General features: G+C 64.9%; 19 protein-coding genes and 2 tRNA genes. 5 read left to right on the forward strand and 16 right to left on the reverse strand.

Annotated elements, in window-relative coordinates; genetic code table 11:
* Positions 1-378: 378 nt before the first annotated feature.
* From AC3A6B_RS27455 to AC3A6B_RS27475, 5 genes are all read left to right on the forward strand, one after another.
* Positions 379-642 carry a hypothetical protein gene (locus tag AC3A6B_RS27455; RefSeq protein ID WP_487839801.1) on the forward strand — a complete coding sequence of 88 codons (264 nt, stop codon included), beginning with the start codon at positions 379-381 and terminating at the stop codon, positions 640-642.
* Between the two features lie 505 nt (positions 643-1,147).
* Positions 1,148-1,714: a glycine zipper domain-containing protein gene (locus AC3A6B_RS27460; protein ID WP_487839802.1), complete on the forward strand. Its 567-nt coding sequence runs from the start codon at positions 1,148-1,150 to the stop codon at positions 1,712-1,714.
* Between the two features lie 54 nt (positions 1,715-1,768).
* Positions 1,769-2,923 carry a hypothetical protein gene (locus tag AC3A6B_RS27465; RefSeq protein WP_487839803.1) on the forward strand — a complete coding sequence of 385 codons (1,155 nt, stop codon included), beginning with the start codon at positions 1,769-1,771 and terminating at the stop codon, positions 2,921-2,923.
* Positions 2,924-3,342: 419 nt separating this feature from the next.
* The gene (locus AC3A6B_RS27470; RefSeq protein ID WP_487839804.1) at positions 3,343-4,452 is read left to right on the forward strand and encodes a glycosyltransferase family 2 protein; all 1,110 of its coding nucleotides are present in this window, start codon (positions 3,343-3,345) and stop codon (positions 4,450-4,452) included.
* A gap of 266 nt (positions 4,453-4,718) precedes the next feature.
* The gene (locus tag AC3A6B_RS27475) at positions 4,719-5,621 is read left to right on the forward strand and encodes a hypothetical protein (RefSeq protein ID WP_487839805.1); all 903 of its coding nucleotides are present in this window, start codon (positions 4,719-4,721) and stop codon (positions 5,619-5,621) included.
* A gap of 201 nt (positions 5,622-5,822) precedes the next feature.
* Here the strand turns inward: AC3A6B_RS27475 and AC3A6B_RS27480 are convergent.
* The 16 genes from AC3A6B_RS27480 to AC3A6B_RS27555 all read right to left on the reverse strand — a co-directional run.
* Positions 5,823-5,898: transfer RNA gene (locus AC3A6B_RS27480), tRNA-Phe, on the reverse strand.
* An 80-nt stretch (positions 5,899-5,978) separates the two neighbouring features.
* Positions 5,979-6,677: a response regulator gene (locus tag AC3A6B_RS27485; protein WP_487839806.1), complete on the reverse strand. Its 699-nt coding sequence runs from the start codon at positions 6,675-6,677 to the stop codon at positions 5,979-5,981.
* Between the two features lie 69 nt (positions 6,678-6,746).
* A complete protein-coding gene (locus AC3A6B_RS27490; protein WP_487839807.1) occupies positions 6,747-9,077 on the reverse strand; it encodes a sensor histidine kinase in 2,331 nt (776 codons plus the stop codon).
* Positions 9,074-9,619 (reverse strand): DUF4390 domain-containing protein, encoded by a 546-nt coding sequence (locus tag AC3A6B_RS27495; RefSeq protein WP_487839808.1) that lies wholly within the window; start codon positions 9,617-9,619, stop codon positions 9,074-9,076. The genes AC3A6B_RS27490 and AC3A6B_RS27495 overlap by 4 nt, the downstream gene beginning before the upstream one ends.
* A gap of 58 nt (positions 9,620-9,677) precedes the next feature.
* The gene (rsmB, locus tag AC3A6B_RS27500; RefSeq protein ID WP_487839809.1) at positions 9,678-11,036 is read right to left on the reverse strand and encodes a 16S rRNA (cytosine(967)-C(5))-methyltransferase RsmB; all 1,359 of its coding nucleotides are present in this window, start codon (positions 11,034-11,036) and stop codon (positions 9,678-9,680) included.
* 28 nt (positions 11,037-11,064) lie between these two features.
* A complete protein-coding gene (locus AC3A6B_RS27505; protein WP_487839810.1) occupies positions 11,065-11,652 on the reverse strand; it encodes a LemA family protein in 588 nt (195 codons plus the stop codon).
* Positions 11,653-11,733: 81 nt separating this feature from the next.
* Positions 11,734-15,966 carry a DNA-directed RNA polymerase subunit beta' gene (gene rpoC, locus AC3A6B_RS27510; protein ID WP_487839811.1) on the reverse strand — a complete coding sequence of 1,411 codons (4,233 nt, stop codon included), beginning with the start codon at positions 15,964-15,966 and terminating at the stop codon, positions 11,734-11,736.
* Positions 15,967-15,986: 20 nt separating this feature from the next.
* Complete coding sequence (gene rpoB / locus AC3A6B_RS27515) at positions 15,987-20,111, reverse strand: DNA-directed RNA polymerase subunit beta (protein WP_487839812.1); 4,125 nt, start codon at positions 20,109-20,111, stop codon at positions 15,987-15,989.
* A 248-nt stretch (positions 20,112-20,359) separates the two neighbouring features.
* Positions 20,360-20,737, reverse strand: coding sequence for a 50S ribosomal protein L7/L12 (gene rplL / locus AC3A6B_RS27520; protein ID WP_093111297.1), 378 nt, complete (start codon positions 20,735-20,737; stop codon positions 20,360-20,362).
* A 38-nt stretch (positions 20,738-20,775) separates the two neighbouring features.
* Complete coding sequence (gene rplJ, locus AC3A6B_RS27525) at positions 20,776-21,309, reverse strand: 50S ribosomal protein L10 (protein WP_093111295.1); 534 nt, start codon at positions 21,307-21,309, stop codon at positions 20,776-20,778.
* Between the two features lie 238 nt (positions 21,310-21,547).
* Positions 21,548-22,249, reverse strand: coding sequence for a 50S ribosomal protein L1 (rplA, locus tag AC3A6B_RS27530; RefSeq protein ID WP_214697663.1), 702 nt, complete (start codon positions 22,247-22,249; stop codon positions 21,548-21,550).
* A complete protein-coding gene (rplK, locus tag AC3A6B_RS27535) occupies positions 22,249-22,680 on the reverse strand; it encodes a 50S ribosomal protein L11 (RefSeq protein ID WP_028252759.1) in 432 nt (143 codons plus the stop codon). The genes rplA and rplK overlap by 1 nt, the downstream gene beginning before the upstream one ends.
* 152 nt (positions 22,681-22,832) lie before the next feature.
* Complete coding sequence (gene nusG / locus AC3A6B_RS27540) at positions 22,833-23,429, reverse strand: transcription termination/antitermination protein NusG (RefSeq protein WP_487839813.1); 597 nt, start codon at positions 23,427-23,429, stop codon at positions 22,833-22,835.
* On the reverse strand, positions 23,429-23,812 hold the full coding sequence (gene secE, locus AC3A6B_RS27545) for a preprotein translocase subunit SecE (RefSeq protein WP_487839814.1): 384 nt from the start codon (positions 23,810-23,812) through the stop codon (positions 23,429-23,431). The genes nusG and secE overlap by 1 nt, the downstream gene beginning before the upstream one ends.
* 108 nt (positions 23,813-23,920) lie before the next feature.
* Positions 23,921-23,996, reverse strand: a tRNA-Trp gene (locus AC3A6B_RS27550).
* A gap of 10 nt (positions 23,997-24,006) precedes the next feature.
* Positions 24,007-24,089, reverse strand: an 83-nt coding sequence (locus AC3A6B_RS27555) for an EF-Tu C-terminal domain-related protein (RefSeq protein ID WP_487839816.1), incomplete at its 5' end; no start/stop codon positions are given.

Consider the following 24,089-nt stretch of genomic DNA (forward strand, 5'->3'; position numbering starts at 1 on the left):
GCCAGGTTGAACGCCTGGCCTTCGTTGGCGACATTGACCCAACTCGAGTCGAGCTTGCTGAGCACTGCCTCCTTGTCTGCGGCGGGCGCCGTCGATGTGGCCGGCGAAGCAGTCGACCCATCCGTGCTTTGGCTTTGAGGGGAAGCGAAGCTGCCACCTGGGCCGCTTCCGCCCCCTCCGCAGCCCGCGAGTGCGCCTGCTGCAATAAAAAACAAAAGCGCGCTTTTGTTGATCTTTTTCACACTGAATCTCCTGATCGACCTGTGATTGAGAAAAAGAAGTCCCCCTGCGCCTCAAAAAAGGCGCAAAGAAATCGGTAAAAGAAACTGCTGGAATGGGACGGGCTGATCGCCGCGTGGGCTAAAGGGATGTGGCACGTTGTCCGTGCTCAACCCTGTCCGTGGTGTGGGGCCTGAGGCCGCCGGACATCGAACCCAACCGGACCGCGGCGACAGCCTTATCGTTCTTCAAGAGAACGCCCACGTGTCGCCTTTCCTCTTCGCGGTGCCGCTGCGATTCGATCGTCAGAGCTGCAACCGATTTGTCATCGGTTCTTTTGAGTACTTAGGTAAGCTGCATGCGCTGCGCGTCGTCGCTGCAGTCCGCTGCGACAGAAGCCTTCATCGTGTTGCCTTTAATTGATTCAATAAATTTCTGGACTGATGTTATTGTCGGCTCACCGATCTCTTTTGCGTCAAATCAAAGGCGCAAAGACAGGCACAACTTCACGTCGTGGCCGCGCGATATTGAATAGCGGCTCTATGAAGCCATTTGAATTAACAAATTAGTTCGAAGACTTGCGCCTCTTGCACGCGATCGACGAATACTTAATTCAGATTAAGCTGAAAGAACTAGAGCCGATCAATGCCAGGTGAACCGTCCAGGGCCGGCCGACGCATTTCTCTTTGGCATGGGGGCAAGTCTTGTTGCTGCAGCAGAGGCGTGGGTCGATGAGGGCGCACGCCGCTGGACGTCGCACATACTCATCGCCACAACGAGCTTGCATTGGTCCTGCAGGGCAAAGGTGCGAAGAGCGCCGACGATCTCTCGGGCGCCTAAACAACGCTGAGCCCTCCAGCGCGTCGCGCCTGGGTGTAGGCAGGCACCGTCATGCCGCAGCGCTCCCACCCTTCACTCTGATCAGTCCGTGGACCCTGTGCTTCTCATCGGCGCAGGCAGAACTTTGATTCTCCAATTTACCAAGGAGACTTCGATGGCTGAACGGAACGAACCCAAGGACAAGAAGACTGCCACAGGGGTTGGCGCCGCGGTTGGCGGCGTCGCAGGTGGCGTGGCAGGAGGCGCGGCCGCCGGAGCGGCTGTCGGCGGCGTGACCGGTCCCGTAGGCGCCGCCGTCGGGGCGGCAGTTGGAGCGGTGGCTGGGGCAGTCGCCGGCCGAATGGCAAAGGCAGATCCGGCTGTCGAGGATGCATATTGGCGCGACAACTACACCGGGCGCCCCTACGTCGAGAGCGGAACAACATATGACGACTATGCGCCGGCGTACCGCTATGGCGTCGATGCCTATTCGCGCTACCCTGACCGCCGATTCGACGATGTGGAGCTCGAACTAAGTCGTGGCTGGGGAACCGCCCGCGGCCAATCCTCGCTTGACTGGGAGCGCGCCAAGCACGCGACGCGTGATGCGTGGCAACGCCTGAGCGACAAGGTCGAGCGTGCAATCCCCGGAGACTCCGACCGCGATGGTCGCTAGTCGAGCGAACAGGAAAGAAGGCCCCGTGAGGGGCCTTCCCTGGCCGTCAGATTCATGACCGCCCCACGCGCGGCTTCCATCGTCGATCTCGTGCTGGGCTCGGAACTCGGAGCTTCCGACAAGGCCGCTGGCAATCGCTGCTCGCTCGAGGGCGTCACTCTGGAATCCAAGCAGGATGGCCTGACCGAGATCCGCATCCGGAAGTTCGAGGCGGCAGCGCTTCGGCTTGCGTCGGGGGCGCTCGTGCTGGAGTTCGGCCGCATCGCCGTGCATGGGCTGGTGGGGCAGCTGCGGACCGAGGCCGGCGTACCGCGCCTTTCTGCCATCGGCGCCGTCGAGGCCGAATTCTCGGGCGTGAAGCTGCACGGCCCCTTGACCGTGCCGCGGCAGATTCAAGCGATGTGGAACGCCTCGCAGAGGCAAGGAACGGCGGCACCATCTGCCGATACCACTGCGCGCCGGGCGGCAGCCGACACGTGGTGCCTCGGCCCGCTCGGTGAGGCCGACGGCACGATACGCGGGCAGATCACCGACGCCCACTTGCTGTTCGACGCCGAGGTGACGGTGCCGATACAGCGTGGGCAGATCGACTTCAATGGCGCGACAGTCGAGCATGTCGGACCTGACTCGCGCATGGGCGTGAGTCGACTCGGCCTGTATGTCGACGCGCCGAATGGGCGGAGCTATCTCTATCAGTTCGCATCTGCACCACTCGCGGGTGTGGAGTTCGAGCACCGCGGGGCTTTGCTGAGCCCGTGGGTCTCCGAGCGCGGCAAGCTGCGCCTGCGAGCTTTCGCCGAGTCGATGCTGCGCCAGAGTCGCGATGGTCAGAGCCAGGGACTCACGGAGCAGGCGCGTCTGTTGCTGGGCCGCACCGCGCTTTCGGGCGAGGTGCAACTCAGCGATGGACGCTTTGCCGTGCCGGGCTTGCAAGCGCACGTGGAGGGACGCGGCGAAGGTCACAACGCGATTGGACTGCGCTCCAAGGCCGTAGGCCGCGGCTTGACCATCGAGATGGCGTCCTTGTCGGCCCGCAACGCAGTGGCGACGTGGAGGGCGGCGCAGCTGGGCTGCGACAAGATCACGGCGCGACTCAAGCTCCAGCTTTTTGTCGAAGGTTCACATATGCGCTTCGCGCTCGATCTCGAGAACGGCAAAGTCGCAGGGCCACGACTTGAACTTCAGCAACGAGCGGACGAACGCGTTTGAGAAGGTGAATGTAAGGGGGCCCAAAACGGCTGAACAGATTCGCTGATGGCAGCCGTTCCCACGCAGCAAAGCTCGGGAGACCCCATCCAGCAGGGCCGAGCAACTCAAGCGCGCCGCCGACGAAGAGATATTCGGCCGTTCGGCATATTGTTCAGGTACAACTAACTGCTTAAGGTCCTGAGCATCAAAAGCTGCCGTCCAGGGATACGAGATTGCGGAGAGAGCAGCTATGGGCCTCGTTCGTTTCCGAACACCGAGAGGGTCAGCATGCGTCAAGTGATGTTTGGCTTGGCTTTGTCTGCAGCAACGGGCGCCAGCTCCGCATGGTCGGCGCCATCCCAAAGCGACCTGTCTTCAGCTCCGCACGCGTATTTCAACGAAGTCAACGCGTCCTACAGGGTTCTTTTGGGGAGGTTCAGATGAAAGCAGAAAAGATCCCCTTCCTTGCACCAAGCGCTCCGCCGATCGAGCCGCTGCTGCTGCCTGAGCTGCCGGCCGCGCCGAGGACCAGCATCGCCGTGATCTGCTTCAACTACGGCCGCTTCCTGCCCGAGTGCCTGGACAGCTGCCTTGCCCAGACCGTGCCCGCCGACGAGATCGTGGTGGTCAATGACGGCTCGACCGACGAGACGGCGCAGGTGCTGGACGGCTACGCCGCGCGCCACCCGACGGTGCGGGCCATCCATCAGCCCAACGGCGGCATCTGCGCCGCGACCAATGCCGTGCTGGCGGCCTGCACGGGCGACGTGGTGTTGCTGCTCGATGCCGATGACGCGATCGCGCCACAGCGCATCGAGAAGGTGCTGGCCGCACTGCGCCGGCGCGTAGATGGGCATTGCCCGGGGTGGGCCCATAACACCATGCAGCGCTTCTCGGCCACGCAGCCGCACCTGGGCCTGGCGCCCTATCACCCCGGCGGGCGTGCCCCCGAGGGCTGGCTGGCACCCGAGACGCTGAAGGCGGCCTCCTGCCCCGTGCTCGCGCTGACCTCGGGGCTGGCCTTCAGGCGCGACCTGCTGCAGACCATCGGCCCGCTCGACGACGACCGCCTGATGTACCAGGACCTGCAGCTGTGCACTGCCGCCGCCCTGCTGAGCCCGACCGTCTGGATCCCCGAGCCGCTGACGCGCTATCGCGTGCACGGTGCCTCCGCCACCAAGGGCTCAATGGTGTCGGCGGAACAGGTTCAGGCGCTGCGCCGGCGCGCCGTGCGCTTCGACGCCTGGCTGCGCGCGCAGCTCGAGCGCCGCAGGCCGGGCGCCTCGGCGCTGTGGCGCCCGCTGGACGATCAGGGCGGCCATCTGTGGCTGCGCTTCCTCGATCGCTGGCTGGCCGGCAAGGCGCGCGACTGGGGCCTGCTGTGGCGCGTGCTCCGCCATCCAGACACGCGCGCGGGGCCGCGGCAGTATCGAATCTATTACTACGGCAGCCTGCTCCTGCCCCGGGGCCTGTTCGTCGTCTACTCGCAGCTGATCTTCGGCAGCAGCCCGCTCAAGTCGATGTTGCGCCGCCTGCTGCGCCGGGCTTGAAGCAGCGCACTCAGTCGCCGCGCACGCGCTGCGTGTGCGCGCGCAAACGGAGCCCATAAAAATCGGCAAACTCACCGCGATTCCGTTCATTCTCGCGGTACTGCATTTTGTGGCGGTCTTTGCTTGGAATGCGAATAATCGCAGTACAGGGCGTCGTCTTTTCGGAATGGCCACGTCGCTTTGAGAATGACGTTCTCGCGCTCCAGCTCCGATGCCTTGCGGCTGCTCGAACAGGAGCTTGCCCCCAACTGAAAGGAACAAGGTCCTTGACGCACTATGGAATCGTGCATCTGGAATATGGCAACAAGCACCGTGAGCGATCCATGGAGGTGCTTCGCAAGTTCCGGGCAGCACTCGCCGGGAAGGATGACCAGGTTTCGCTGATCATCGTCGACAACGCAAGAACCAAAGGGGACGAGCGCTGTAGCGACGAAGGCTTCGTCGACGAACTTGTGATCGCCGGAGACAACTCCAATCGCGAGTTCTCAGGCTGGGATCACGGCGTCCGAACCCTTGTCGCTCGCCGCGGCGAGCCCGACATCTGGATCTTTACCAACGACACTTTTGCGTTGCACCATGCCTGGAGCCGCAAGCGGGCGGCGCGCTTTGGCGCTGGGGTCAGGCGGCTGAAAGATCATCTCGGGCCGTGGCTCTTCGGTGAGATCACCAATTTTCCGCATTCCATGACTACCCCGCTTGGACCCTCCATAAGATTTGTCCCGACCTATTGCTTCGCCATGAACCACGTTCTGCGTCAGGGGCTCGGAGAGATCTCTCCAGGCAACGCATTGCTCGATTCGCTGGTTCACGACCACTTCGAGCCTGACCGTCGCGTCTTCCGCGACCAGGTGGACCCTGGTTACGTCGACTTCATTCTGGCGTGGCTCGTCGCAGATGACAGCGACCCTCAGCGAAAAAGCAGGTTCGGCTGGGCGTTCGAGTGGCACAACAAGAGCCCTCTCAATGCGCTCACCTTTGGCGACCTTCGAATGAAGGCGCGCTGCTGTCTGTCCGAGACATTCCTCAGCGTGCGTGCGCGGCAGCTCGGGGCGGATTTCTTTTCCCCGTACGACGCATGGACCGCAAGAGACCGCGTCCGCAGGACCGCCGAGTACCTCCAAGACAAGTTCTGGGAAAAACTTCTTATGCGACAGGTCCAAAAAGGCTGACCCAACGAAACGAAGCCGCTCCCGGGAGTCGCTGGACTCTCGATTCGAAGGCTCGGAACTTCATGGGCGAGGCCGAGAAGCGTGCCGATGGCGTTGATGACGCTGTGGGATTCGACGATACCGCCTGAGCCGCCTTTTCAGGCTAAATCCTTGATTTGCAAGGACTCTTGAGCTGTCTTGGGATCGCTTGAGAAGAGGGGGTGGTGGCCTGGGGCGGAATCGAACCACCGACACGCGGATTTTCAATCCGCTGCTCTACCAACTGAGCTACCGGGCCATGTACGCCTCGACTTGCGGTTGCTCAGTTGGTCTTGTATGACTCAACCGAGCTACCGGGTCTTGGTGTGCAGCCGGCGATTATACAGTGCCGCGACGGCCCCTCGACAGGTCGACGCCAAGTTGCTTGAGCTTGCGATAGAGATGCGTGCGTTCGAGACCTGTCTTCTCGGCCACGCGCGTCATCGAGCCGTTCTCCATCGCGAGATGGAATTCGAAATACGCCTTTTCGAATCCGTCGCGCGCGTCGCGCAGCGGGCGGTCGAGGTCGAAGCTCTGCGTGGCCTGCGGCCCGGTGTCGACCGCGGGTATCTGCGGCGCCGAGGGAACCAGCGCGTTCTCGCCGATCGTGGTGACCACCGCAGAGAGATTGTTGGCGGTGGCCGGCACCACGCTCGCCGCGGCACGGCGTGCGCTTTCGCGCGCGAGCCCCTGCTCGACCGCTTTCAGCAGCTTCTGCAAGGTGATGGGCTTCTCGAGGAAGGCGAAGGCGCCGATGCGCGTGGCATCGACCGCGGTGTCGATGGTGGCGTGGCCGCTCATCATGACGACCGGCATGCTCAGCAGACCGGCGGTGGACCATTCCTTGAGCAATGTGACGCCGTCGGTGTCGGGCATCCAGATATCGAGCAGCACGAGGTCCGGGCGCGCGCGCTGCCGTGCTGCGCGCGCTTCGGCCGCGTTCTCGGCGAGTTCCACGTTGTGGCCTTCGTCATTGAGAATTTCGAAGAGCAGGTCCCGAATGCCCAGCTCGTCGTCGACCACGAGGATGTTTGCCATGAATGCTTGTGTTGTGCGCCTATATGGAAGAGGGCTCGCTTGCCGGCCCGCCGCGCACTGCACGAATGCTCAGGCGGAAGGCGGCCTCGAATCTTCGGTGTGTGCGAGCGCTCCCTGCGCCTCGCCTGCCAGCGCGAATGATAACGAGACTTGTGCGCCTGCTACAGCCCCGCTGACGATGCGATTCGAAAGTTCGATGCGGGCGCCGTGCTCGTCGGCGATCTTCTTGACGACCGCGAGGCCCAGCCCGGTGCCCTTGGTCTTGGTCGTGACGTAGGGTTCGAAGGCCCGCTTGAGGATGTTCTCGGCGAAGCCCGGCCCGTTGTCCTGCACTGTGAGCCGCACGCGCTGGCCCGAGTCGGCGAGCCGGGTGCGGATGACGACCTCGCCGGTGCGCCCGGTGCCGCTGGCGGCGGCCTCGGCCGCGTCCTGCGCGTTTTGCAACAGGTTGTGAATGACCTGCCGGATCTGCTGCGCATCGCCGCGGATCGGCGGACAGCGCTCGTCCAGCTCGCAGCGCAGCGCGTTGGCCGCGTTTTCGCCGGCGTAGAGCTGCAGCACGTCGGCCACCAGCGCATTGAGGTCGACCGGCTTCAGGTCGGCCGCAGGCAAGCGGGCGTAATCGCGGAATTCGTTGACCAGGCGCTTCATCGCGTCCACCTGGTCGACGATGGTCTTGACCGACTTGACGAGCACCGCCTCCTCGGCCGGAGCGACCTTGCCGCTGAGCTTCATTTCGAGGCGCTCGGCCGAAAGCTGGATCGGCGTCAGCGGGTTCTTGATCTCGTGCGCCAGGCGCCGCGCCACTTCACCCCAGGCCTGGGCACGCTGAGCCGACACGATCTCGGAGATGTCGTCGAACACCAGCAGCCTCGCATCGCCCGGCAGCTCGGCGCCGCGCGCGACGATGTTGATGGCATCCTGGGACATGCTTTCGCCGCCCGCGTGCAGCTCGAAGGCATGCTGCCAGTGGTCGAGGCCGTGCTGCAGGCGCTCGACCTGGAACTCGTCGAACTGCTGCTGCACGTTCTGCCCGAAGTCGGCCAGCCCTGGCACGTCGGCCAGGAGCTGGCCTTCGTAGGCCGCGAGCGGCGCGCGCAGCACGCGCGTGGCGCCCGGGTTGGTCGACAGGATCATCCCCTGTGGATCGAGCACGATCACGCCCGAGGTCAGGTTGTCGAGGATGGTCTGCAGATTGGCGCGTGCCGCGTCGAGCTCGCCCATGGTCTTTTCGACCGCGCCGCGCGCATCGGCCAACTGCTGGGTCATGACGGCGAAGGAGCGCGTGAGGCCGCCCAGCTCGTCCTTGCCCTGCAGTACCGCGGTGGGGCGCAGATCGCCGCCGGCCACCTGGCGCACGCCCTCGGCCAGCACCAAGAGCGGGCGCGCGAGCTGGTTGCCGAACAGCACCGCGAGCAGCACTGCGCCGAACACGGCGAGGAACAGCGTGAGCGTGAGCGTGCCGATGTACATGCGGCGCAGCCCTTCGCGCGCGAGCGCTCTTTCCTGGTATTCGCGATTGGCCTCCTGCACCGCCAGCGCATTGGCCACCACCGCGGGCGGCAGCGGCTGCGTGACCTGCAGGAAGCGCGGCTCGGTGTTGAATTCGAAGCCCGGCCTTTGCACCAGCGCGAGCGCCCGCACGCTGGCGGGCGGCGGCGGCGCGGCGCCGGGTGCGGGCGTTTCGTCGAGACCTTCGATATGCGCGATCGCGCGGTCGGCGCGCACCTGGCGGAACTGCTGCGGCGTGGGCCGCTCCGGATTGAGCTGGAAGCGGGACGCGCCCGCGCCAGCCACCAGCTGGCCGTTGCCGGTCCAGAGCACCACGTCGGTGGCACCGAGCTGGTCGCGGATGCGCTCGAGCACCAGGCCCGCGCTCGCGTCGGGCACCTCGGCCAGCTGATTGCTCGCGCTGCGCACCTTGCTCACCAGGTCGTCGGACAGCGAATCCAGCGTGGCACGGCCCAGGTTCAGGCCGGCGTCGAGCGCGCCTTCGACCTTGACGTCGAACCAGCTCTCGATGGAGCGCGCGACGAACTGATAGGACACGAGGTAAACCAGCGCGCCGGGCACCACGCCCACGAGCGCGAAGATGGCGGCCAGCTTGATCAGCAGGCGGCTGCCGAACTTGCCCTGGCGCAGGCGCCGCAGCAACCGGAACGCCACCCATCCGAGCACCAGCAGCAGCACCACCGCGACCACCACGTTGATGCCGAACAGGCGCGCGTAGTTCTGCTCGTAGAAGGCGCGGTTGTTGGTGGACTGCGCGAGCAGGAACATGAGCACCAGGCCGATGGCCGTGACCATGAAAGCGCCGACCCCGATCGCCCAGCGCATGGCGCGGGAACGGCGGCGCGGTGGCGGCGCCCCTGCCGCGCCGCCGCGTGGATCGGTACTCACTTGGCCTTCTCCAGCGGCAGGCGTGCGCTGCGCTCGGCCGCGATGTTCCAGTCGGCCTGGCCGACGACGCCGATCTGGAAGGGCCGCGGCAGCTGCGAGGTGTCGAGCCGGAAGCGGAAGGCCACGGGATGCACGTGGTCGTCACCGATCTCGGCGATGTCGCCCAGCCGCAGCCGGCCCACGCGCCTCACGCTCTCTAGCGCATCCTCCAGCGTGTCGAAGTTCTGGTTCAGCGAAACGCCGAAGCCGGCGTTCGTGATCGGCACCGGCGAGACGTTGAGCCGCCAGCGGCGCGTGAGCGGCTGGTAGGCAAGCCGCATGTGGCGCGTGGCCTGGGCCACCTTGAGATCGGTCCAGTACCAGCGCTCCCGGTAGAGCTCGGCCTCGGCCACGAAATAGATCGCGATCCCCTTGTCGAGCACCTCCTCGACAAGCGCGGGCAGCTCGAACTGCACCTGGGCGTTGAGGTAGACGCCGTCGTCGGCCTGCTCGAGCCGGAGCTGGCTGACCGCGGTGCCGCGCGACTGCGCCAGGGCCGGCATCCACGCCAGAAGGAGAGCGAGCAGCCCCAGCGCGGCGAGCCGGGCCGGGCCGCGCCGTTCAGCGCGGCTCTTTTTCGAGCAAGGCGTAGAAAAATCCGTCGTGATCACCCAAGGCATTGTCCGGGACGCCACGGGCAATCCCCCCGCTTTGCGGCAGCAAATGCCCCGGCGAGGGCAGCAAACGGGCGTCGGTGTTGTGCGCAAGGAACGCATCGATCTGGTGCGCGCCCTCTTCGCGAAAGACCGAACAGGTGCAGTACAACAAACGTCCGCCCGGCCGGACCAGCGGCCACAGGGCGGCCAGCAGCATCGCCTGCTGTAGCGCCAGCTGCTCGGTGTCGCTCTCGCGCCGCAGCCAGCGCACGTCGGGATGGCGCCGCACGATGCCCGAGGCCGTGCAGGGCGCGTCGAGCAGGATGGCGTCGAAGAGCCGGCCGTCCCACCACGCTTTCGGCCGCGCGGCATCGGCGACGAGGACCTTGGCAGCCAGGCCGAGCCGGGTCAATGTTTCGTCGATGCGCCGGCTGCGCGCGGCGTCGATTTCGAGTGCCGTGAGCTCGATCGCTTCCGGCCCCGCGACTTCGAGCAGGTGGGCAGTCTTGCCGCCCGGTGCCGCACAGGCATCGAGCACCCGCAGCGGCGCGGCGCCTTGCAGTCCTTCGAGCAGAAGCGGCGCGGCTAGCTGGGCCGCCGCATCCTGCACCGAGCATTCGCCATCGGCAAAGCCCGGCAGGGCCTGGACCGGCCGGGCGCCCAGCAGTTGCAGGCCGCTGGCCGCCACCGGAAAGGCCTGCAGGTTCACGGCTTCCAGGGCGTGCCGGTAGCCGGCCACATCGGTCTTGCGCGTGTTGACGCGCAGCGTCATTGGCCCCTGGGTGTTGTCGGCCGCCAGCACGCGTTGCCAGTCGCGCGGATGGTCGCGCTTGAGGCGCTCGATCCACCAGCGCGGATGGTTCCATTGCGCCACCGGCTCGCGCTCGGTGGCCGCCACCAGTTCGTCGCGTTCGCGCAGGAAGCGGCGCAGGCAGGCATTGATGAAGCTGGCCTGGGCCCGCGTGCCGGGATTGCGCTTGGCGGCCTCGACGGCCTGGTCGACCAGCGTGAAGGGCTCGTAGGGCGACAGCGCGGCATCCCAGGCCAGCGCGAGCGCGGTGCAGAGCAAGGCATCGGCCGCCGGCGGCGGCGTACGCCTGGCCAGCTGGCGCCGCAGGGCCTCGGCCCGGCCGAGCCAGCGCAGCACCTGGAAGCCCAGCGCCTGGACGCCCGGCCGCAAGGCCGGATCGACGGCCTCGAAGGCCACCGAGCCCGAGACGCCGCTGCGGATCGAGGCGAGCGCGACGGCGGTGAGCTGCAACTGCCGCCACAGGGGCGGCGAAACGGGCGACGGAGCGCGGAGGGAGTCTGGAAGGTCTGCCAACTTGGTGTCGATGAGAAAAAACGCAGGATCAGCGCAAGGGCGCTGCCGGTCGCAGCTGCATGATCCACGCCACCAGCAGCGCTGGGAACTGCGCGATCGCCGCGTTGTATTGCGCCACGGCCAGGTTGAACTGGTTGCGGGCGATTTCGGCCGCGGCCGAGGGCTCGGGCCAGGCGATCGGCGCCGAGCCGGCGGCCGCGTCTTCCCTGGCAGCGAGCGGCGCGGGTCGCGACAGGGTACCGTCGGCCTCGAAACTGACCACCGCATCGGGATGCAGCCGCTGCCAGGCCCCGAGCATGACATGCAAGGCGGTGGCGAGCGCAGCGATGCCGGCCGGATCGAGCGGCTTGAGACGCGCGGCGGCCAGCAAGGTCACCAGCTGGCCGGCGGCCGCCTGCAGCGAGGCGTCGGCCGGGGCGCCTTCGGTCACTGCCTGCGCAGGCGGCGCCTCGGCGACGCGCGCCTGCACGAAATCGAGTTGCCGCACCAGCGCCGCGTCGAGCGCCGCATAGGCCTGCAGCGCCGCCGAGCGCAGGCGCACGATGCGGTTGTAGGCACCGACGAACCAGAACAGCACCACCGCGCCGAGGATCCAGTACGGCAGGGAATCGGGCATGTCGCTCATGAAAAAGCCCCCCATCCGCGGGCGGAAGGGGGGCGATGGGTACCGGTCATGCCGGTGATGCTAACCAGTTATTTATTCGGTCGCGGCGCCTTCGCTGGCGTCGGCCGTGGTCGCATCGTCGGTCGAAGGGCTGGCAGCCAAGTCTGCGGCTTCCGCCTCGGCGATCGCGCGGCGCTCGGCCTCGTCCATCGCGTCCTTGACCTTGCGCGCCTGGTGGTACGCCATGCCGGTGCCCGCGGGGATCAGGCGGCCGACGATGACGTTTTCCTTCAGGCCGCGCAGCTCGTCGCGCTTGCCCATGATCGCGGCTTCGGTCAGCACGCGCGTCGTTTCCTGGAACGATGCGGCGCTGATGAAGCTGTCGGTCGAGAGCGAGGCCTTCGTGATGCCGAGCAGCAGGTTGGTGAAAGTGGCGGGCAGCTTGTCAGCGGCGCGCAGGGCGTCGTTGGTGTTGAGCATTTCGCTGCGCTCGACCTGTTCGCCGGCGATGTAGTTGGTGTCGCCCGGGTTCTCGACCACGACGCGGCGCAGCATCTGGCGAACGATCACCTCGATGTGCTTGTCGTTAATCTTCACGCCCTGCAAGCGGTACACGTCCTGCACTTCGTCGACGATGTAGCGCGCGAGTTCTTCGGAACCCAGCAGGCGCAGGATGTCCTGCGGATCCGCCGGGCCGTCGACCACGCTTTCGCCCTTGTTCACCACCTGGCCCTCGTGCACCAGGATGTTCTTCTCCTTCGGCACCAGGTCTTCCCAGACCTTGCCTTCGGGGTCGGTGATCTGCAGGCGGATCTTGCCCTTGGTCTCCTTGCCGAACGACACGGTACCGGTCATCTCGGCCAGCATGCCCTTGTCCTTCGGCGAACGCGCCTCGAACAGCTCGGCCACGCGCGGCAGACCGCCGGTGATGTCGCGGGTCTTCTGGCCTTCGACCGGAATGCGCGCCAGCACCTCGCCGGGGCCCACGTCCTGGCCGTCGCGCACCTGCACCAGCGCACCGATCGGGAAGCCGATGGTCACCGAGTGGTCGGTGCCGGGGATCTTGACCTCATTGCCCGTGGCGTCGACCAGCTTCACCTGCGGACGCACGACCTTGGCCGCGCCGCGGCGCTTCGGATCGATCACCACCAGCGTCGACAGGCCCGTGACCTCGTCGACCTGCTTCGCGACCGTGAGGCCTTCCTCGACGTTCTCGAACTTGGTCTTGCCGGCGAACTCCGTGATGATCGGGCGCGTCAGCGGATCCCAGTTGGCCAGCACCTGGCCGGCCTTGACCTGCTGGTCGGCCTTGACCGCCAGCGTCGCGCCGTACGGCACCTTGTGGCGCTCGCGCTCGCGGCCGTGCTCGTCATGGATGACGATCTCGCCCGAACGCGCGATCACGACCAGCTCGTTCTTGCTGTTGGTCACGTAGCGCATCGTGGCGTTGAAGCCGATCACGCCGTTGGACTTGGCCTCGACGCTCGAAGCCACCGCCGCACGCGAAGCCGCACCACCGATGTGGAAGGTGCGCATCGTCAGCTGCGTGCCGGGTTCGCCGATCGACTGGGCGGCGATCACGCCGACCGCCTCGCCGTTGTTGACCAGGCCGCCGCGGCCGAGGTCGCGGCCGTAGCACTTGGCGCAGATGCCGAAGCGGGTCGCGCAGGTGAGTGCCGTGCGCACCTTGACTTCGTCGACGCCTTCGGCTTCCAGCACTTCGATCACGTCCTCGTCGAGCATGTCGCCGGCCTTGGCCAGCACGGCATGCGTTTCGGGGTGCAGGATGTCTTCGGCCGCGGTACGGCCGAGGATGCGCTCGCGCAGCGACTCGATGACCTCGCCGCCTTCGACGATCGCGCGCATCGCTGCGCCTTCGTGCGTACCGCAATCCTGCTCGATCACGACCAGGTCCTGGGTCACGTCGACCAGGCGGCGCGTCAGGTAGCCGGAGTTCGCGGTCTTCAGCGCGGTATCAGCCAGACCCTTTCGGGCACCGTGGGTGGAGATGAAGTACTCCAGCACGTTCAGGCCTTCGCGGAAATTCGCGGTGATGGGCGTCTCGATGATGGAGCCGTCGGGCTTGGCCATCAGGCCACGCATGCCGGCGACCTGGCGGATCTGCGCGGCGGAACCGCGCGCACCGGAGTCGGCCATCATGTAGATGGAGTTGAAGGACTCCTGCTCCACTTCCTTGCCGTGGCGGTCGGTGACCTTCTCTTTCGAGAGCTTGGCCATCATGACCTTCGACACCTCGTCGCCGGCCTTGCCCCAGATGTCCACCACCTTGTTGTAGCGCTCGCCGGAAGTCACCAGGCCCGAGACGTACTGCTGCTCGATCTCCTTCACTTCCTTGGCCGAGCGCTCGATGATGCCGTGCTTCTCGGCCGGCACCAGCATGTCGTCGATGGCGATCGAGATGCCGGCCTTGGTCGCCAGGCGGAAGCCGTTCTGCAGCAGCTTGTCGGCGAAGACCACGGTCTCCTTCAGGCCGCATTTGCGGAACGAGACGTTGATGAGCTTGGAGATTTCCTTCTTCTTCAGCGCCTTGTTGATGTTCGAGAACGGCAGGCCCTTGGGCAGGATCTCGGACAGCAGCGCGCGGCCCACGGTCGTATCGACGAGCTCGGTCCTGGGCGTGAACTCGCCCGATTCCTTGTCCTTCGTGTACTCGGTGATGCGCACGCTGACCTTGGCGGTGAGCTCGACCACGTTGGCGTCGAGCGCGCGCTGCACTTCACCGATGTCGGAGAAGATCAGGCCTTCGCCCTTGCCGTTGATGCGCTCGCGGGTCGTGTAGTAGAGGCCCAGCACCACGTCCTGCGAAGGCACGATGGAGGGCTCGCCGCTGGCCGGGAACAGCACGTTGTTGGAGGCCAGCATCAGCGTGCGGGCTTCCATCTGCGCTTCCACCGACAGCGGCACGTGGACGGCCATCTGGTCGCCGTCGAAGTCGGCGTTGAAGGCAGCGCAAACCAGCGGGTGCAGCTGGATCGCCTTGCCTTCGATCAGGATCGGCTCGAAGGCCTGGATGCCGAGGCGGTGCAGGGTCGGTGCGCGGTTCAGCATCACCGGGTGTTCCTTGATCACCTCTTCCAGGATGTCCCACACCACCGGCGTGCCGGATTCGACTTCCTTCTTCGCCGCCTTGATGGTGGTGGCGATGCCCATGGCTTCGAGCCGCGAGAAGATGAAGGGCTTGAACAGCTCGAGCGCCATCAGCTTCGGCAGGCCGCACTGGTGCAGCTTGAGCGTCGGGCCGACCACGATGACCGAACGGCCCGAGTAGTCGACGCGCTTGCCCAGCAGGTTCTGGCGGAAGCGGCCGCTCTTGCCCTTGATCATGTCCGCCAGCGACTTGAGCGCGCGCTTGTTGGCGCCCGTCATGGCCTTGCCGCGGCGGCCGTTGTCCAGCAGGCTGTCGACGGCTTCCTGCAGCATCCGCTTCTCGTTGCGCGCAATGATTTCCGGCGCCTTCAGCTCGAGCAGGCGGCGCAGGCGGGAATTGCGGTTGATGACGCGGCGGTACAGGTCGTTCAGGTCGGAGGTCGCGAAGCGGCCGCCGTCCAGCGGCACCAGCGGACGCAGGTCCGGCGGCAGCACGGGCAGCACGTCGAGCACCATCCATTCGGGCTTGATGCCCGACTTGCGGAAGGCTTCCAGCACCTTGAGGCGCTTGGAGTTCTTCTTGACCTTGACTTCGGAGCCGGTCAGGTCGCCGCGCAGCTTCTCGATCTCGCTGTCGAGCTCAATGCCCATCAGCAGGTCCTTGATGCCTTCGGCGCCCATCTTGGCGATGAACTCGTCGCCGTATTCCTTGCGCTTCGCGTCGTAGTCGTCCTCGGACATGATGCCGAACTTCTTCAGCGGGGTCATGCCGGGGTCGGTGATCACGTAGGCTTCGAAGTACAGCACGCGCTCGATGTCGCGCAGCGTCATGTCGAGCACAAGGCCCAGACGCGAGGGCAGCGACTTCAGGAACCAGATGTGGGCGCAGGGCGCTGCCAGGTCGATGTGACCCATGCGCTCGCGGCGCACCTTGGTCTGCGTGACTTCGACGCCGCACTTCTCGCAGATCACGCCGCGGTGCTTCAGGCGCTTGTACTTGCCGCACAGGCACTCGTAGTCCTTGATCGGGCCGAAGATCTTGGCGCAGAAGAGACCGTCGCGCTCGGGCTTGAAGGTCCGGTAGTTGATGGTCTCAGGCTTCTTGACTTCGCCGAAGGACCACGAACGGATCTTCTCGGGCGAAGCCATGCCGATGCGGATGGCATCGAAATGCTCGTCCGGCGTGAATTGCTTGAACAGGTCGAGTAATGACTTCATGTGACTCTTTCCTTGTCTGCTTATGAACGTTCCAGTTCAATGTCGAGGCCCAAGGAACGAATTTCCTTGACCAGCACATTGAACGATTCCGGCATGCCGGCTTCGATCGAGTGTTCGCCCTTGACGATGCTTTCGTACACCTTGGTACGGCCTTGCACGTCGTCGGACTTCACCGTCAGCATTTCCTGCAGCACGTAGGCGGCGCCGTAGGCTTCGAGCGCCCACACTTCCATTTCGCCGAAACGCTGTCCGCCGAACTGCGCCTTGCCGCCCAGCGGCTGCTGGGTGACCAGGCTGTACGGGCCGGTCGAGCGGGCGTGCATCTTGTCGTCCACCAGGTGGTGCAGCTTGAGCACGTGCATGTAGCCGACCGTGACCGGACGCTCGAACTGGTCGCCGGTGCGGCCGTCGAACAGATAGGCCTGCGTGCGGGTGTCGGTCAGGCCCTTGGCCTTGGCGATCTCGTCCGGATAGGCCAGCTTGAGCATGCCGCGGATCTCTTCTTCCGAAGCGCCGTCGAACACGGGGGTCGCGAAGGGCACGCCGGTCGACAGGTTTCCGGCCATCTCGAGCACGTCGGCATCGCTCAGCTTGCTGAGGTCTTCCTTGCGGCCCGAGCCGTTGTAGAGCTGGTCCATGAACTTGCGCAACTCGGCCACCTTGGCCTCTGCCTGCAGCATGTCGCCGATGCGCTGGCCGATGCCCTTGCCGGCCCAGCCCAGATGCACTTCGAGCACCTGGCCCACGTTCATCCGCGAAGGCACGCCCAGCGGATTCAGGCAGATGTCGCACGGCGTGCCGTCGGCCATGTGGGGCATGTCTTCGACCGGAACGATCTTCGACACCACACCCTTGTTGCCGTGACGGCCGGCCATCTTGTCGCCGGGCTGCAGGCGGCGCTTGACGGCCAGGTAGACCTTGACCATCTTGAGCACACCCGCGGGCAGCTCGTCGCCCTGCGTGAGCTTCTTGCGCTTCTCTTCGAACGCGAGGTCGAAGCTGTGGCGCGTCTGCTCGAGCGAGTTCTTGATCGACTCGAGCTGCGATGCCACATCGTCGTCGGCCGGACGGATGTCGAACCAGTGGAACTTCTCGATCGACGAGAGGTACGTCTTGTCGAGCTTGGTGCCCTTGGCCAGCTTGTTCGGCCCGCCGTTGGCGGCCTTGCCGACGAGCAGCTTCTCGATCCGGTCGAAGGCGTCCGCTTCGACGATGCGAAGCTGGTCGTTCAGGTCGAGGCGGAAGCGCTTGAGCTCGTCGTCGATGATCTGCTGGGCGCGCTTGTCGCGCGTGATGCCTTCGCGGGTGAACACCTGCACGTCGATCACGGTGCCTTGCGAGCCCTGGTCGACGCGCAGCGAGGTGTCCTTCACGTCGGAAGCCTTCTCGCCGAAGATCGCGCGCAGCAGCTTCTCTTCAGGCGTCAGCGTGGTTTCGCCCTTGGGCGTGACCTTGCCGACCAGCGTGTCGCCGGGCTGCACTTCGGCGCCGACGTAGATGATCCCGGATTCGTCCAGGCGGTTGAGCTGCTGCTCGGCCAGGTTCGGGATGTCGCGCGTGATTTCCTCGGCGCCCAGCTTGGTGTCGCGCGCCATCACCACCAGTTCCTCGATGTGGATCGAGGTGTAGCGGTCTTCGGCCACGACTCTTTCGCTGATCAGGATCGAGTCTTCGAAGTTGTAGCCGTTCCAGGGCATGAACGCGACCAGCATGTTCTGGCCGAGGGCCAGTTCGCCGAGGTCGGTCGATGCGCCGTCGGCCACCACGTCGCCCTTGGCGATCTTGTCGCCGCGCTTGACGATCGGGCGCTGGTGGATGTTGGTGTTCTGGTTCGAACGCTGATACTTGATCAGGTTGTAGATGTCGACACCGACCTCACCCGCCGCCGCTTCGGCATCGTTCACGCGCACCACGATGCGGGTGGCGTCGACATAGTCGACGATGCCGCCGCGGGTGGCCGTGACCACGGTGCCGGAGTCGACCGCGGAAACGCGCTCGATGCCGGTACCGACGAAAGCCTTTTCGGGGCGCAGCACCGGCACCGCCTGGCGCTGCATGTTGGCGCCCATCAGCGCGCGGTTCGCGTCGTCGTGCTCCAGGAACGGAACCAGCGAAGCCGCCACCGACACGATCTGCGCCGGCGACACGTCCATGTACTGCACGCGCTCGGCGGACACCAGGATCGATTCGCCGGTTTCGCGCGCCGACACCAGGTCGCCCGTGAGGCGGCCGTCCTTGTCGAGCGCGGCGTTGGCCTGCGCGATCACGTACTTGCCTTCTTCGATGGCCGACAAGTAGTCGATCTCGTTCGTGACCTTGCCGTCGATCACGCGGCGGTACGGCGTCTCGATGAAGCCGTATTCGTTCAAGCGCGCGTAGAGCGCCAGCGAGTTGATCAGGCCGATGTTCGGGCCTTCAGGCGTTTCGATCGGGCACACGCGGCCGTAATGCGTGACGTGCACGTCGCGCACTTCGAAGCCGGCGCGTTCGCGCGTCAGGCCGCCCGGGCCGAGGGCCGAGACGCGGCGCTTGTGCGTGATCTCGGACAGCGGATTGGTCTGATCCATGAACTGCGACAGCTGCGAGGCGCCGAAGAATTCCTTCAGCGCGGCCGAGATCGGCTTGCTGTTGATCAGGTCGTGCGGCATCAGCGGCTCTTGCTCGGCCTGGCCCAGACGCTCCTTCACGGCCTTCTCGATGCGGGCGAGGCCGGTGCGGTACTGGTTCTCGGCCAGTTCGCCGACGCAGCGCACGCGACGGTTGCCGAGGTGGTCGATGTCGTCCACTTCGCCGCGGCCGTTGCGCAGGTCGACCAGGATCTTGACCACGGCCAGGATGTCCTCGTTGGTCAGCACCATCGGGCCGGTCGACTCGTCGCGGCCGACCTTGGCGTTGAACTTCATGCGGCCGACGCGCGACAAGTCGTAGGTGTCGGGGTTGTAGAACAGGCGCTGGAACAGGGCCTGCACCGCGTCTTCCGTCGGCGGCTCGCCGGGGCGCATCATGCGATAGATGGCAACGCGGGCGGCGAACTCGTCCACCGTCTCGTCGATGCGCAGGGTCTGCGAGATGTACGCGCCCTGGTCGAGCTCGTTGGTGTAGATGGCCTGCACGTCCTGCACGCCGGCGGCGCGCAGCTTCTTCAGGAGCGCTTCGGTCAGCTCGTCGTTGGCCTTGGCCAGGATCTCGCCGGAATCGGCGTCGACGATGTTGCGCGCGATCACGCGGCCGACCAGGAAGTCTTCCGGCACGCTGATGTGCGTGGTGCCCGTCTGCTCGAGTTCGCGCGTGTGGCGCGCGGTGACGCGCTTGTCCTTGGCGACCACGACCTTGCCGGACTTGTCGGTGATGTCGAAACGCGCGACTTCACCGCGCAGGCGCTCGGAGACGAACTCCATCTGCGCGCCGCTGTCCATCAGGCGGAAGTTGTCGTTCACGAAGAAGTTCGCGAGGATCGATTCCGGATTCAGGCCGATGGCCTTGAGCAGGATCGTGACCGGCATCTTGCGGCGGCGGTCGACGCGGAAGTACAGCATGTCCTTCGGGTCGAACTCGAAGTCCAGCCACGAGCCGCGGTAGGGAATCACGCGGGCCGAGAACAGGAGCTTGCCGGAGCTGTGGGTCTTGCCCTTGTCGTGCTCGAAGAACACGCCCGGCGAACGGTGCAGCTGCGACACGATCACGCGCTCGGTGCCGTTGATGATGAAAGAGCCCTTGTCGGTCATGAGCGGCACTTCGCCCATGTAGACCTCTTGCTCCTTCACTTCCTTGACTACCTTCGACTGCGAGGTCGAGGACTCGCGGTCATAGATGATCAGCTGCACCTTGGCGCGCACGGCCGAGGCGAAGGTCAGCCCGCGGGTCTGGCACTCGCGCACGTCGAAGGCCGGCTTCGCCAGGTTGTACTCGAGGAACTTCATCTCGACGAAACCGTTGTGCGAGACGATCGGGAAGGCAGCGTCGAACGCGGCCTGGAGACCTTCGACGGTACGTTTCTGGGGAGCGATGCCGGCTTGCAGGAACGCGGTGTACGCGTCCTTCTGCATCTGCAGCAGGTAGGGGATTTCGACGACGCTGTCGCGGTTACCGAAATTCTTTCGGATGCGCTTGCGTTCTGTGTAACTGTACGTGGACGTTTGGGCCATGAGAGCTCCGGAGCTTGAGATCTTCAGCGACTTGGTCGGGTGCTTGAGCACACGCTCCTTGGTGGCTGGCCACTACCAGCCCTGGCGGACGGTGATGCGTTGCACATCACCCGAACCAAGGGGTCTTCTGCAGTCGGGGTCAGAAAACACTGGAAAGAGGACTCGAAGAGTCGTTTTTCCGGTGCGCTCTGAAAGCGGCAAAGGCTGGAGGGCCTTTCGGCACACTCCAGCCCTCCGGGAGGACCGAATTACTTCAGTTCCACCTTGGCGCCGGCGTCTTCCAGCTTCTTCTTCGCGGCTTCGGCGTCTGCCTTCGGCAGGCCTTCCTTGACGGCCTTGGGAGCGGCTTCCACCAGGTCCTTGGCTTCCTTGAGGCCCAGGCCGGTGATTTCGCGCACGGCCTTGATCGCCGACACCTTGTTCGCGCCTGCGTCGAGCAGAACGACGTTGAACTCGGTCTTCTCTTCGACGACGGCTGCAGCAGCGCCACCGCCGGCGCCGGCGGGAGCGGCCATTGCTGCGGCGCTCACGCCGAACTTCTCTTCGATGGCTTTCACCAGGTCGTTGAGTTCCAGGACCGTCATGCTGTCGAGCGCGGTCAGAAATGCGTCTTTATCGAATGCCATTTTTGATTCCTAAATAAGTTGGGTGAAAAGTCGCGCGCTTAGGCCGCGACTCCTTCTGCGGCGGGAGCTTCCGCCTGTGCTTCGCCACCACCACGCTTCTCGGCGAGCGCGGCCAGAACACGGGCCGTGCGCGAGATCGGGGATTGCATCAAGCCCAGCAGCTGCGACAACAGCACTTCCTTGGAAGGGATGTTGGCCAGTTGCTTCACGCCCTCGACGTCCAGGGCCTTGCCACCGAATGCACCGCCGCGAATCACCAGCTTGTCGTTGGTTTTCGCGAAATCGGCCACCACTTTCGCGGCAGCCACGGCGTCTTCGGAGAAGCCATAGATCAGCGGACCGGTCATCTGGTCGGACACGATCTCAAACGAGCTACCTGCGACAGCGCGGCGTGCCAGCGTGTTCTTGAGAACACTCAGGGTCACGGCCTTGCTGCGCGCATCGTTGCGCAGTTTGGTCATGTCGGCGACCGTGATGCCACGGTACTCCGCCATCACGAGCGTTTGAGCTTTTGCGGCGAGGCTGGTCACATCACTGATGACCGCTTCTTTCTCACTGCGATTCAGACTCAAGGTCTACTCCTTTTAATGCGTCCCTCGGCCGGAGCCTCGAGACGCGCTTCATGCAGCGACCAACTGTTTCGGAAATGGATTCCTTGCAGCGGGATCGCCATCTGCGCTGGCGATTAAGTGCAGGTTGCCCCGCACACCAGCGGTCTTGGATGGCCCGGGAAAGCGTTTGAACGCAGCCCCGACCCACCACATCGCCCCGCCGCCGTTTGACCGGCGATGGGGCAGATCCTTCACAAACTCAGGCCTGTGCGGCGATGGTCTGCGTGTCCACGCGGACACCCACGCCCATCGTCGACGACACGGCCACCTTGCGCAGGTACACACCCTTGCTGGTGGCCGGCTTGGCCTTTACCAGCGCCTCGATCAGCGCCGCCAGGTTGCCCTGCAGCTTGTCGGTGTCGAACGAGCGACGTCCGATCGTGCCGTGCACGATGCCGGCCTTGTCGACGCGGAACTGCACCTGGCCGGCCTTGGCGTTCTTGACGGCGGTTGCGACGTCGGGCGTCACGGTGCCGACCTTCGGGTTCGGCATCAGGCCGCGGGGGCCGAGGATCTGGCCCAGCGTACCGACCACGCGCATCGCGTCCGGTGCAGCGATCACGACGTCGAAGGGCATGTCGCCGGCCTTCACCATCGCGGCGAGGTCGTCCATGCCGACGATGTCGGCGCCGGCGGCCTTGGCTTCTTCGGCCTTGGCGCCCTGCGCGAACACGGCCACGCGCTTGGTCTTGCCGGTGCCATTGGGCATCACGACGGCGCCGCGCACCACCTGGTCCGACTTCTTGGCATCGATGCCGAGCTGCACGGCCACGTCGATCGACTCATCGAACTTCGCGGTGGCAGCTTCCTTGACGATGCCGATCGCGTCGGCGAGCGGGTACAGCTTGTTGCTGTCGACCTTGCCTGCCAGCGCTTTTTGCTTTTTGGTGATCTTGGCCATTACACGCCCTCCACATTCACGCCCATCGAGCGGGCAGAGCCGGCGATGGTACGAACCGCGGCATCCAGATCGGCTGCCGTCAGGTCCTTCATCTTGGTCTTGGCGATCTCTTCGAGCTGTGCGCGCGTGATCTTGCCGACCTTGTCGGTGTGCGGACGGGCGGAACCCTTCTCGAGCTTGATGGCCTTCTTGATCAAGGTGATCGCCGGCGGCGTCTTGATGATGAAGGTGAAGCTCTTGTCGGCGAACGCGGTGATGACCACCGGCAGCGGCAGGCCCGGCTCGACGCCTTGGGTCTGCGCGTTGAACGCCTTGCAGAATTCCATGATGTTCAAACCGCGTTGGCCCAGTGCGGGGCCGATCGGCGGCGACGGATTGGCTTTACCAGCTGGCACTTGCAGCTTAATGAAGCCGACGATTTTTTTCGCCATGCTTTTCTCCTTGCGGGTGATGACGCCTTGGCTTGTTCAGCCGCAGCTCCCCGGGGTTGACGACTCTCTGCTGAAGGTTCCCCGCCGAGTCGGAGGAGCAAGAAACCCAAAAAAGTACAAGGCCAGGGCACCTGGCCTTGTTTTCGTCCTGTTTACGTTTTTTCGACCTGGCTGAATTCGAGTTCGACAGGCGTCGCGCGGCCGAAGATCATGACCGACACGCGCACCTTGCTCTTCTCGTAGTTGACTTCCTCGACCGTGCCGTTGAAGTCGGTGAACGGACCTTCCTTGACGCGCACGAATTCGCCCACGACGAATTCGACCTTGTGGCGCGGCTTCTCGGTGCCCTGCTGCATCTGGCTGACGATGTCTTCGACTTCCTTCTGCGAGATCGGGGCCGGCCGGTTCTTCGCGCCGCCGACGAAGCCCGTCACCTTGTTGGTGTGCTTCACCAGGTGCCAGCTTTCGTCGTCCATGATCATCTCGACCAGCACGTAGCCCGGGAAGAAGCGGCGCTCGGTGGTGCGCTTCTGGCCGTTCTTGATCTCGACCACTTCTTCGGTCGGCACCAGGATGCGGCCGAACTTGCTCTGCATGCCGGCGCGGTTGATGCGCTCGAGGATGTTCCGCTCCACGGCCTTTTCCATGCCGGAGTAGGCGTGCACCACGTACCAGCGCAGATCGGGGTTGGCGGGAGGCGCCAGCACGGAAGTGCTTTCCGGCGTGGTTTCGACAGCGTCGTCAGTCATTATTTTCTCCAGCCCAGAATGAGGTCGAAGAACACCCATTCAAGCGTCTTGTCGGTGAGCCAAAGGAAGATGGACATGATCACGACGAAGCCGAACACGTAGGCCGTCATCTGGATCGCTTCCTTGCGGGTAGGCCACACGACCTTCTTGACCTCGCGCCACGAATCACGGCCGAAAGCCCACAGCTGACGACCGTTCTCCGAACTTGCGAACGCGCCGACGGCGGCGGCAAGCCCCACCAGCAAGGCGGCCCACTGCACGAGCGCACCTTGGCGCGAGAGCAGATAGAACGCCACGATGGCGCCCACCGCGAGCACGACAGCCACGGCCAGCTTGGCCTTGTCTGCGCCGGTACTCACGGTTTCGATTTGAGAAGTGGCCATCTTGGGCTAATTTCCTGCGGCCTTGCGGCCTTCAATTCCAACGCGTCTTCTTGAGACGCCGAAGCCCGTCAGGCTATGACGGGCTTGTTTTGACGAGGCCACCCTAGGTGGCAGGGGCAGTAGGAATCGAACCTACAACCTTCGGTTTTGGAGACCGACGCTCTGCCAATTGAGCTATACCCCTTCGCAATCGCTTAAACGTCGAGGATCTTCGCCACCACGCCCGAACCCACGGTGCGGCCGCCTTCGCGGATCGCGAAGCGCAGGCCTTCTTCCA

This window comes from Variovorax sp. Soil_C_33, assembly GCF_057656935.1.

What these genes read in the sequence shown, in the direction of transcription:
- AC3A6B_RS27465 (WP_487839803.1), top strand. Translation starts at nt 1,769, where the DNA reads ATGACCGCCCCACGCGCGGCTTCCATCGTCGATCTCGTGCTGGGCTCG.
- AC3A6B_RS27470 (WP_487839804.1), top strand. Translation starts at nt 3,343, where the DNA reads ATGAAAGCAGAAAAGATCCCCTTCCTTGCACCAAGCGCTCCGCCGATC.
- AC3A6B_RS27485 (WP_487839806.1), bottom strand. Translation starts at nt 6,677, where the DNA reads ATGGCAAACATCCTCGTGGTCGACGACGAGCTGGGCATTCGGGACCTG.
- AC3A6B_RS27495 (WP_487839808.1), bottom strand. Translation starts at nt 9,619, where the DNA reads ATGCCGGCCCTGGCGCAGTCGCGCGGCACCGCGGTCAGCCAGCTCCGG.
- AC3A6B_RS27505 (WP_487839810.1), bottom strand. Translation starts at nt 11,652, where the DNA reads ATGCCCGATTCCCTGCCGTACTGGATCCTCGGCGCGGTGGTGCTGTTC.
- rpoC (WP_487839811.1), bottom strand. Translation starts at nt 15,966, where the DNA reads ATGAAGTCATTACTCGACCTGTTCAAGCAATTCACGCCGGACGAGCAT.
- rpoB (WP_487839812.1), bottom strand. Translation starts at nt 20,111, where the DNA reads ATGGCCCAAACGTCCACGTACAGTTACACAGAACGCAAGCGCATCCGA.
- rplL (WP_093111297.1), bottom strand. Translation starts at nt 20,737, where the DNA reads ATGGCATTCGATAAAGACGCATTTCTGACCGCGCTCGACAGCATGACG.
- rplA (WP_214697663.1), bottom strand. Translation starts at nt 22,249, where the DNA reads ATGGCCAAGATCACCAAAAAGCAAAAAGCGCTGGCAGGCAAGGTCGAC.
- rplK (WP_028252759.1), bottom strand. Translation starts at nt 22,680, where the DNA reads ATGGCGAAAAAAATCGTCGGCTTCATTAAGCTGCAAGTGCCAGCTGGT.
- nusG (WP_487839813.1), bottom strand. Translation starts at nt 23,429, where the DNA reads ATGACTGACGACGCTGTCGAAACCACGCCGGAAAGCACTTCCGTGCTG.
- secE (WP_487839814.1), bottom strand. Translation starts at nt 23,812, where the DNA reads ATGGCCACTTCTCAAATCGAAACCGTGAGTACCGGCGCAGACAAGGCC.